10 protein-coding genes are annotated in these 9,692 nt (G+C 35.6%); 7 read left to right on the plus strand and 3 right to left on the minus strand.

The annotated features are described in order from the left end of the window. Window positions 1-65: 65 nt before the first annotated feature. The 3 genes from ACJMLH_RS06365 to ACJMLH_RS06375 all read left to right on the plus strand — a co-directional run bounded on the left by ACJMLH_RS06365 (window position 66) and on the right by ACJMLH_RS06375 (window position 2,117). Window positions 66-1,079 (plus strand): M48 family metallopeptidase, encoded by a 1,014-nt coding sequence (locus ACJMLH_RS06365; RefSeq protein WP_405275854.1) that lies wholly within the window; start codon window positions 66-68, stop codon window positions 1,077-1,079. An 11-nt stretch (window positions 1,080-1,090) separates the two neighbouring features. Continuing rightward, window positions 1,091-1,372: a transcriptional regulator gene (locus ACJMLH_RS06370; RefSeq protein ID WP_405275856.1), complete on the plus strand. Its 282-nt coding sequence runs from the start codon at window positions 1,091-1,093 to the stop codon at window positions 1,370-1,372. Window positions 1,373-1,511: 139 nt separating this feature from the next. Next, window positions 1,512-2,117, plus strand: coding sequence for a vWA domain-containing protein (locus tag ACJMLH_RS06375; RefSeq protein ID WP_405275858.1), 606 nt, complete (start codon window positions 1,512-1,514; stop codon window positions 2,115-2,117). Here ACJMLH_RS06375 and queC read toward each other — a convergent pair. Beyond that, window positions 2,114-2,791, minus strand: a complete 678-nt coding sequence (gene queC, locus ACJMLH_RS06380) for a 7-cyano-7-deazaguanine synthase QueC (RefSeq protein WP_405275860.1) — start codon at window positions 2,789-2,791, stop codon at window positions 2,114-2,116. The genes ACJMLH_RS06375 and queC overlap by 4 nt on opposite strands. Continuing rightward, window positions 2,788-3,957, minus strand: coding sequence for a nickel pincer cofactor biosynthesis protein LarC (gene larC / locus ACJMLH_RS06385; RefSeq protein WP_405275862.1), 1,170 nt, complete (start codon window positions 3,955-3,957; stop codon window positions 2,788-2,790). The genes queC and larC overlap by 4 nt, the downstream gene beginning before the upstream one ends. 85 nt (window positions 3,958-4,042) lie before the next feature. Here larC and ACJMLH_RS06390 point away from each other — a divergent pair, with 85 nt between their 5' ends. The 3 genes from ACJMLH_RS06390 to ACJMLH_RS06400 all read left to right on the plus strand — a co-directional run bounded on the left by ACJMLH_RS06390 (window position 4,043) and on the right by ACJMLH_RS06400 (window position 6,687). Then, window positions 4,043-5,122, plus strand: a complete 1,080-nt coding sequence (locus ACJMLH_RS06390; protein ID WP_405275865.1) for a phosphatidylglycerophosphatase A — start codon at window positions 4,043-4,045, stop codon at window positions 5,120-5,122. 2 nt (window positions 5,123-5,124) lie between these two features. Beyond that, window positions 5,125-5,907 carry an adenosylcobinamide-GDP ribazoletransferase gene (gene cobS / locus ACJMLH_RS06395; protein ID WP_405275867.1) on the plus strand — a complete coding sequence of 261 codons (783 nt, stop codon included), beginning with the start codon at window positions 5,125-5,127 and terminating at the stop codon, window positions 5,905-5,907. A 240-nt stretch (window positions 5,908-6,147) separates the two neighbouring features. Then, entirely contained in the window at window positions 6,148-6,687 is a 540-nt protein-coding gene (locus ACJMLH_RS06400) for a tRNA (cytidine(56)-2'-O)-methyltransferase (protein WP_405275869.1), read from the plus strand. Here the strand turns inward: ACJMLH_RS06400 and ACJMLH_RS06405 are convergent. Next, a complete protein-coding gene (locus ACJMLH_RS06405) occupies window positions 6,684-7,778 on the minus strand; it encodes a DUF763 domain-containing protein (protein ID WP_405275871.1) in 1,095 nt (364 codons plus the stop codon). The two genes, ACJMLH_RS06400 and ACJMLH_RS06405, sit on opposite strands and share 4 nt — an antisense overlap. Before the next feature lie 237 nt (window positions 7,779-8,015). On the opposite strand from ACJMLH_RS06405, the gene ACJMLH_RS06410 reads away from it, so the two are divergent. Beyond that, window positions 8,016-9,692: hypothetical protein (locus ACJMLH_RS06410; RefSeq protein WP_405275873.1), on the plus strand; the 1,677-nt coding region annotated here is incomplete at its 3' end.

Below are 9,692 nucleotides of genomic sequence, written 5' to 3' on the forward strand. Positions count from 1 at the left end.
TTTTTTTCCAAGAATGTTTGTTTTACACAAACTTAAATATATATGTTAATAACATATTATTAACTATGGCAAAAGATGATAGAAGTAGTTTCAATCCGTTCACCGGCAAGTCACATTTCGACATTGTAAATGATGATAAGTTTCTTGAAGATTCGTACAGGGAGTATTATACTATTATTAGTAAAGCACAACTTTTAGATGACACTCCCAATGGTCAAATCGTTAGGAATGTTGCTATCAAGTTAATTCAGGCTGTTGAAAATTATTTGGCTCAAATTGGCCGCAGTGATTATACTCATGAGTATTATGAGTGGGATTTTCATTTGGTCGGTGATAATACTGTCAATGCTTTTTGCATGCCTGGTGGTAAGATTGTAATGTTTTCAGGTATTCTTTCTGTTGCAAATACTGAAGAAAAAGTGGCATTTATTTTAGGTCATGAAATGGCTCATGCACTTCTTGACCATACACGGACCAGGATGAGTGCTCAAAATGCTCAAAATGTAATCACCTCAGCAGCATGGATTGGAAGTTTTGCACTTGACCTTATGGGATTGGGAGGAGTTGGCGATTTAACAAGGGCCGCTACCAATGTGGCCAGTGTCGGTTCACAATATTTCCTGATGAATCCGTGGGGAAGAGACCAGGAACTTGAAGCGGATAGGCTGGGAATGATGATAATTCATTGGGCAGGATATGACATTTCATCAATTCCTGCGTTCTGGCAGGAAATGTCTGGAAGAAATCCGAATAATCATGATTTTTTCTCAACTCATCCGGCCGATTCAAAAAGGATAGCTGTCATGAATGAATTGATTCACGAAATAGAAAATCAGAAAGATTTTTATTCTTCTCCGGTGTTGGGTGATGTGCCTAAACCAAAAGAAGGATTTGAATCATCACATGCGGAAGATGAAGGAGGCATTCATTGTCCAAGCTGTGGTGCTAAAATTGAAGAAGATGCTAAATTCTGTACAAATTGCGGTGCTAAAATTGAAAATGACTTTAAATGTCCGAATTGCGGGGATTTAATTTCTGTCGGAGATAAATTTTGTACAAATTGTGGATTTCAACTTTAATGGAGGATAATATGGCTGATAAGAAAGAAGATGCAATGGAATATGATGATATTGTACGTTATGTCAATAATTCATCATATAGGGTAAATGTCTTGAAAGATCTATCTGACGGTGATGTTAAGATGCCAAGGGATATTGCCAGTGATTGCAACATATTGCCGAATCACATCTCAAATGTTTTAACTCAACTTAGAAAATTGGATCTTTTGGAGTGTGTTAACCCCGAATATAAGAAAGGACGCCTTTACAGACTTACTGATGATGGTAAAAAGATTATTAAAGACATAAAATAACTTTTTTTTATTTTTTCATTTTTTTCATTTTCGAAAGGTATAAATAATAGTTAAGTTAATATAATGTGTGTAAGTTACTAATAACTTATTAACAAAGTCCATATTTAGAAACCTTTAAAATATTTGGAAGTGAAAAAAGATGACCAAAATAGCCCAAAATTTAGATTTGATATTTTTGATTGACCGTAGTGGGTCAATGTATGGTTCTGAAGACGATACAATTGGTGGTTTCAATTCCTTCATTGAAAAAGAAAGAACAAATGAAGGTGAAACAAACGTAACAACAATTCTCTTTGACCATGAATACGAACTGTTATACAAAAGAAAACCTATCGATGATGTGGATAAACTTACAAAGGACACATATTTTGTCAGAGGCTCAACTGCACTTTTGGATGCGATTGGAAGAACAATAACAACTCTAGATAAGGAAATTGAAAATAAAGTGTTGTTTGTCATAATGACTGATGGTATGGAAAACTCTTCAGTTGAATTTTCAAAACCTCAAATTAAGAATATGATTCAAAATCACAATTGGGAATTTATATTTATTGGTGCAGATATTGATTCCTATTCTGAAGCAGGCCAAATTGGAATTAGAAGAACCCATGTTGCCAATTATAAAAAGTCTAGAAAAGGTGTTGAAGATGCATATGTTTCTGTTAGGAATGCTTCATATTGTTTAAGGTATAATGAGTCTTTAGAGGATTCAGACTGGAAAAAAGATTTGGAAAAATATGATTAACTTTCATATTCAGTTAAATCGTCTATTCCCAGTTGTTTGAAGGCTCTTTTGCGCCTCATACAACTTTCACAAACACCACAATGTTTGTCGCCACCTTTATAACAGGAATAACTTAATTCCATTGGAGCACCGACCTCAACTCCTAATTTCACTATTTCCTCTTTGCTCAAATCGATGGCTGGTGCTTCAATCTTTATATTTTCAGGGGAACCTACATCAATAAGTTCGTTGAATTTTTCTAAAAACTCTTTTGAATTGTCGGGAAATGTTTCAGCTTCTTCTTTATCCCATCCGACAATTATTGCTTCAGCATTCATGCTTTCAGCATATGATACTGCAATTGAAGTAAATACCATATTTCTTGCTGGAACCCAAACGCTGCTTGCTGTTTGGCTTGATTTTTCAAAATCATCCAAATCCTCAACATTGACATCAGGGATTTCCTCATCGGTATTTAGACTGGAAGTACTTATCTTTGCAAGCCATGGAAGATCAATAACTTCATGGGTCCAATTCATTTTAGAACATATCTCTTCTGCAGCTTTCAATTCCCTTTTGAATGCCTTTTGACCATAATTAAATGTTATTGCATGAATGTCCCAATCTTTTGCAAAGGCGGTTGTTGCTACACAGCAGTCAAGACCTCCTGAGAAAACGGAAATGGCTTTTTTCATTTTATCATCTCCTTAACTTTTCTTAAAGGCAGTCCGCTATCTTCAGCTATTCTTTTTAAATCTTTGTATTCCGGTCTTTTTGAAATGATTTCGCCGTTAATGTAAGCTATTTTAAATGTCACTTCATAATCTGCATCGTTAATGTTGAATGTTTTTTTGACAAATTCTCTTTTTGCGATTCCCCTATGCAGGTTAGGTGTGATTCTAATGCCCAATGTGCCGACTTCCTTGAATATCACGTCAATTAGATGTTCCCTATTTTTACGGGCAGAAATTACTTTTAAAAGGCTTCCCTGGCGATTTTTCTTCATTATTATAGGGGTTATTGAGACGTCGCTTGCTCCCTCATCAAGAAGTCTGTCAAACAGATATCCGATTTCCTCTCCGGTTAAATGGTCGATATTTGTTTCAATAACATCAATACTGTCACTTTCTGCCATATCTGAGCTTCTTATTATTCTCAATACATTAGGATGGTCAAAATCTTTCCTTCCAGCTCCATATGCTACCTTTTCAGGTTTTATGAGAGGAATGAAATCTTTTATTTCATCACAGATTTCGGCATAGATTGCACATCCTGTTGGTGTTGCAAGTTCTGATTCAACAGGTCCTCCAACCATTTTTGCATCTTTGAGGATTTCCACAACTGCAGGTGCGGGAACAGGTATCACTCCATGAGCGGTTTTTACTCTTCCGCCTCCAACAGCTATAGGTAGCCCTATAACTTTCTGATTATCCATATTAAGGGAGTAGTATGCATATATTGACCCAATTACATCTGCTACTGCATCACTGGCTCCTACTTCATGAAAATGAATGTTATCTAGGCTTTTGCCGTGAACTTGTGCTTCGGCTATAGCAATCCTTTCAAACACTCTAATGGAAGTTTCCTTAACCTTTCTGTCCAAATCCAGTTTTTCAATTTTTTGAATAAATTCGGGATATGGAATTCCAGGTTTGGTTTCAACCATTTCCACATGACAAAATGTTGAATCAATGCCATGTTTAACAACTTTATCGAATGTAACTTCGACTTTTCCAAATTCTTCTGCTGATTTTTCCATTATTTCCTTTAACTTATCAGAATCGGCGCCCAAATCAACCAATGCACCTATTATCATATTTCCAGCTATTCCGCTAGATTGTGGGTCAATAATAATTGTCATAATATAATTCCATTTAACATTTGTTAATATAAATTTAAATTAAATGATTAATATAGTATATGTATTAATCGTGTAGGGGCATAATATGGAAAGTAAAATCAACGTCATCAAAAAGGATTATGGAATTTGCATTAACAATCCCGATTATTTTTTGGCATTCAGTGACTTTACCGTAGGTGACGGCATTGATATTGTTGAAAACGTTAATATTCTAAACGCTAAAGATGAATTCGTGTCCACTGCTAAAAGAGCTGAGGCTTTTAACCAGCTTCAGGGGTCTTATATTGCACAGGCATCAGATTCTTTGGATTATTTTGTAAATTCATATGGTGATTTAACAGTTTTCACATTTCTTTCCAATGATGTTGTCATTGAAGATTTTACTGACAATTTACAGGTTGCAAACTCTCCAAAAGGATTTAGAGATGCAAGAATCAATATAAGTCATGTAATCTACATTGATAAAGCTATCGCTCCTCGTGATTTGCTTAAAATATTCAAAATCGCCACAAATATCAGAGCAAAAGTGCTGGCCAACATGGCGATTCCTTTGCATATTCAGAATATTTTAAACAAAAATGATTTCTTGGCAATTTTGGCAAAGGTCAATGGTGACGGTAAGGTTTTGGACATTAACAATGCATTGTATGATAGAATAGACATTGACAATTTAAAAACAAGAATTGAAGATGCAATTGAGATAAGTATTGAGGATGCCTTTGAAAAAATGGATTTGACCTTTGGTATTTTGGATTATTTTGTATCTGAAGGAATACTGATTGGAGATTTGGTTGAAGCAGGTTTGGAACTTGCGGATGGTGTTGAAATAACCGAGGATTTGAAGGCCAGACTTGAAGCACAGATTCTTAAATCATTAACTGATATCAATGTTATTGCACTATTGATTGCTGCAATGAGAACAGAACAGGATTTGACCGGACGTCACATAAGGGAAGTTGACGTAGCTGATGATCCGGAGTATTTCCACACTGATGAAGTGTTGGGCATTGCCATTGCAAATCAAATTGCCGGAACCAAGGCAACATTTAATTTTAAAAGATATGAAGAGGCAAAGCCGGGAATTATTTATGGCTTACCTCCAATGCTTGATGATATTTTTGCAGGTTTGATTGCAGGATGCATGTCAAAAATTTTTGAGGAATAAAAATGGAAAATGATGATTATTTTGAAGATGAGGAATTCTCACCAATCAGGTCACTTTTAGGACTTTTAACATTCTCAACAATACTTCCAATTAATGTATTTACTTCAATTGAGTATATGACCAAACTTACCTGGTGCTGGCCGTTTTTACATATTTTTATCGGTATTTTGGCTGCCATCTGCGGATATGTTTCCATTGAATTTTTACACTTGAATTCATTTTTCACAGCAACTATTGTTTATGCGTTTTTAATGCTCATTACCGGTTACAACCATCTTGATGGTGTTATGGACATGGCAGATGGTGTTATGGTTCATGGAGATCCTGAAAAGAAAATAAGAATCATGAAAGACCCGTCAGTTGGAGCTGGTGGTGTTGCAACATTATTTTTGGTTGCCAGCCTAACAATTGCCGGTCTGTACAATATACTGGATTATAATTTTATTTTTGGCATTATAATTTGTGAAATGACTGCAAAAACATCTCTTCTTACAACAGCATTATTGTCCAAGCCATTGACTCCCGGAATCGGCAGTTATTTTATAAAAGAAACAACATTGTCAAATTATTTAGCATCCACATTAATAATTGCAGTAATTGCATTATTGTTAGGCAATTTTGTTGGTATGATGGGTGTTATAGGAGCCATTGTCAGCGGTTTATTAATTGCATTAATTGCAAGGCGCAATTTTGTTTTGGCTAATGGTGATGTATTGGGAATGAGTAATGAGGTTGGAAGATTATTCTCTTTATTGTTTATGTCAATAGCTTTATTTTACTTATAACTTATTTTTACAAGTTAAAATCAATATTGAAGTTTAAAAAACCATTATTTTATATATAATAAGCTTCATAATCATTATTGGTGAGATCGACCGCTGATGTCATAATCATTCATCAAAATCCGAATTAAATCACTTGTTAACATATTTTTTTAAATTACCTCCAATTGTTTGAATGTGGTCATCTCACCTGATTTCAGTAATTATTAAATATTTTCAGAATTAATCTATTAATTGATTAGTATGAATGTTAATGTTTTAAGATTGGATCACAGATTAAAAAGGGATACTCGTATTACAACTCATGTATGCCTGACTGCCCGTGCATTTGGAGCCAGCAAAATTTATCTTGCCGGAGAACGTGACAACAGACTCATGGAAAATGTAAGAGATACAGCTTCAAGATTTGGAGGAAATTTCGAAATAGAATACTCAGAAAGCTACATGGGTGTCATTAACAAATGGAAAGCGGATGGCGGTAAAGTTGTTCACCTGACAATGTATGGTTCACAGGCTCATGAGGTAGCACCTGAGATTCGTGAAGATGGTTCTGACATTTTAATTGTTGTTGGTGGAGCTAAAGTTCCAGGAAAAGTCTATAAAGCTGCCGATTGGAATGTTTCAGTTACAACCCAACCTCACTCTGAAGTCTCATCACTTGCGGTGTTTCAGCATTTGCTGATGGACGGTGCTGAGTTTGATTTGGAATTTGAAAATCCTGTTCTTGAAGTCATACCGACCGCTCATGGAAAAACAGTTAATATTCATGATGAAAATCGTTAAGAGATAAAGTCATCCAATCTCTTAATCGCTTTTAATTTTTCTTCTTTTTTTATGCGTGCCTGGTCAAGGGCATCTCTTATAGTTTCAATTGAATTGTCATAGACTTCACGGTCAACAGGATATGGAAAACCGTCTTTTCCTCCGTGTGTGAAGCTGTATTTTACAGGATCCTTCCAGCTTGCAGGCTCTCCATATACCAAATCGGATATTAATGCCAAAGCTCTTATCTTTTTAGGACCTATTCCCTGAAGCAATATCAGTTCTTCATAGTTTTCAGGCTGTATTTCCCATGCCTTGGTTAAGATTTCAAATTCCTTGTCTGAAATGTCCATGTCCAAAACGGGATGGTGGGCAGGCATGGTAAAGTCTTCCAGAAGTAGTTGATTGTTTTTTCTTTTAAAGTATTGTCTTAAATGGTTTGGATTATCATTTATCAAATCAACACTTATCTTTTGAGCTTCTTTGCTGTCTTCAGAAGGCATATTCAGGGTCTGAGGAGTCATCCGGTCACATGAAATTCCGCTGTGGGGGTCATTGAGCAAATCATCGACTTCACTTCCAAGCCAGTGGTACCGTCTTGCATATTTGTTTTCGGTGTTCAGGCCCTGTTGGACAACTGCCCAATCGCCCTTTTCAGTAACAAAAAAGTTATGCTGATATAATGTGTATCCGTCCTGAATGCAGGAGTTGTCAATCTTAGCAGAGAGTTTACTTGTCTCGACCAGCTTTTCGGTTGTTTTTGTCTTCAGGTTAAACACTTCTCCTGCATGTTCAATGCCCTGTGGTGTTTTCCGGGATTTGGCACCTTTTCCTCCGGTTAAATAAATTCCATGTTCTTCTGGGTCAAGTGAAGCTTTAAGAGCACCCAATGTTGTTGTTGTGGTCCCTGATGAGTGCCAGTCAAAACCCAAAACGCAGGAAAATGCCTGAAACCAGTAGGGATTTGAAATACGATTCAAAAATTCGGCTATGCTGTACTCTTCAATGATGACGCTGGCCAGTGCTCCGGATAGGTCAACCATTCTTGTAAATAGCCATTTTGGAGGATGGCCTCCATGGAGCGGTAAATTGACAGCGCCTCTTCTTTGCATGAATTATTATATATTTTTTATAAATAATACTATTTTGCCGAGAGCATTTGCAAAGTATTTTTTCACGCCAGTTTATCCAAGATTTGGAAAATTACTATTTTTTGCATTAACGATTTATTTTTTTAGTTTTGAATTTAATTAATTGTACATATTCATATGAAAATTTTATATCAGATGTGACAAAAAATTTATATCGGCTCTTTAAAATAATTATTATTATAATGGAGGCAGTGAGTTTTGATTAAAAAGATACCACTTTCAATATTTATAATTTTTGTCGTGTTTTTTTCAATAGGTGCGATTCAGGCAGGTGATGTCAATGTAACTGATTTAGATGTGGCAAGTCCTGTTGATGATGAGCCAATCAATCTTGAAGAGGGTGTTCAATTAAACGACATTGACGATGTTGTATTGACGGAAAATGTTAAAAATCAGACTCAAATGACTCCACAAGATACAAGCATCTACTATAAGGGATCTTATGAGGTTATCTTAAAGGATTCTACTTCAAACACCACAATTGCCAACAAAAATATTAATTTTGTTATAAATAACGTAAAATATGCTAATATGACAAATAATCAGGGCATTGCAAGCATCATTTTGAATTTAAATCCGGGAACTTACACTGCAACTGCAACTTTCGGTGGTGATAATGAATATGCTGCCTCCAGTGTGGCCTCACAAATCAGCATATTGCCTTCAATCAAAGCCACAGACATTACAAAATATTACAAAAGCAGTCAGAAATACACTGCAACCTTCTTTGACAGTTATGGCAATGTTTTAAAAGGTATTGAGGTTACAATAACTGCAAATGGAAAATCATACACTAAAAAAACCAACAATAAAGGAATTGCAACTCTTGCATTGGGTTTTAAGCCAGGAAACTATCAAATTTCTGCAACAAATCCGATAACAGGATACAAATCTACAAATAATATAAAGATTTTATCAACAATTTCTGCATCAAACTTCAAGAAAGTGAAAGGGGACAGCAGGAAATTCACAGTTAAGTTCTTGAAAAGCAATGGAAAGGATTTAATCAATCAGAAAGTTAAAATCAAGGTCAACGGCAAAGTTTATAAGGTTAAAACTAATTATAAAGGTCAGGTAAGCTTATTGTTCAATGATTTAAAGAAAGGCACATATAAGGCAGTCTGCTATAATATGGATGGTCTGTCACAATCTTATACAATTCAGATTTACAGTAAGGCATCTACCAAATTAACAGTCAACACTCCCGATGCTTACACTATCCTTCCGAACTGTTCCAAAGATGTCAATGTCAAGTTTTCAACCAGTATTGGCGGAGCTACCAAAGTCGGAAAAAGCATAAAAATCAAAATCAATGGAGACACATACTATAGAAAGACAAACAGCAAAGGCGAAGTTAACTTTAAATTACCTATGACTGAAGGAATTTTCAATGTCGTTTATGAGTTTTCAGGAGACAAATTCTTCAAACCTTCAAAAGTGTCAAAGTCAGTCACTGTACTTAAAACCAATGACACTGCATTGACAGTTAACGGATTGAGGGCTTTCGGTTTTGAAGCAGGTACTAATTTTAGAGTGGCCTTCACTGCAGGCAAGGTTCCTTTGGCTAAAAAGACAGTCGTTTTCACAGTTGACGGTAAAAGTTATTCAAGCATTACTGATAGCAATGGAATTGCATCAGTGCCTATCAATTTGAATATAGGTAAGTACACTATTAGCTATAGGGCTCCGGGTGATGCCATTGTAAAGAGAACAGCCGGATCTTGTGCTATTGATGTTTTCGAAAGAAATCCTTCCAAACTTACCTGGAAGTGCGGATCTTCATACAAAGATTCTTCACAAACCTTTAAAGTTTTATTGACCAATTCCAAAGGAGAGGTCATTTCTGGAGGAAACGTCGAGCTGACGATTGATGGA

It is taken from the genome of Methanobrevibacter sp., assembly GCF_045116495.1.
Classification (GTDB): domain Archaea; phylum Methanobacteriota; class Methanobacteria; order Methanobacteriales; family Methanobacteriaceae; genus Methanocatella.

Bases quoted from the DNA above. Each gene is read 5' to 3' on its own strand.
- ACJMLH_RS06365 (WP_405275854.1), top strand. From the start codon at position 66: ATGGCAAAAGATGATAGAAGTAGTTTCAATCCGTTCACCGGCAAGTCA.
- ACJMLH_RS06370 (WP_405275856.1), top strand. From the start codon at position 1,091: ATGGCTGATAAGAAAGAAGATGCAATGGAATATGATGATATTGTACGT.
- ACJMLH_RS06375 (WP_405275858.1), top strand. From the start codon at position 1,512: ATGACCAAAATAGCCCAAAATTTAGATTTGATATTTTTGATTGACCGT.
- queC (WP_405275860.1), bottom strand. From the start codon at position 2,791: ATGAAAAAAGCCATTTCCGTTTTCTCAGGAGGTCTTGACTGCTGTGTA.
- larC (WP_405275862.1), bottom strand. From the start codon at position 3,957: ATGACAATTATTATTGACCCACAATCTAGCGGAATAGCTGGAAATATG.
- ACJMLH_RS06390 (WP_405275865.1), top strand. From the start codon at position 4,043: ATGGAAAGTAAAATCAACGTCATCAAAAAGGATTATGGAATTTGCATT.
- cobS (WP_405275867.1), top strand. From the start codon at position 5,125: ATGGAAAATGATGATTATTTTGAAGATGAGGAATTCTCACCAATCAGG.
- ACJMLH_RS06400 (WP_405275869.1), top strand. From the start codon at position 6,148: ATGAATGTTAATGTTTTAAGATTGGATCACAGATTAAAAAGGGATACT.
- ACJMLH_RS06405 (WP_405275871.1), bottom strand. From the start codon at position 7,778: ATGCAAAGAAGAGGCGCTGTCAATTTACCGCTCCATGGAGGCCATCCT.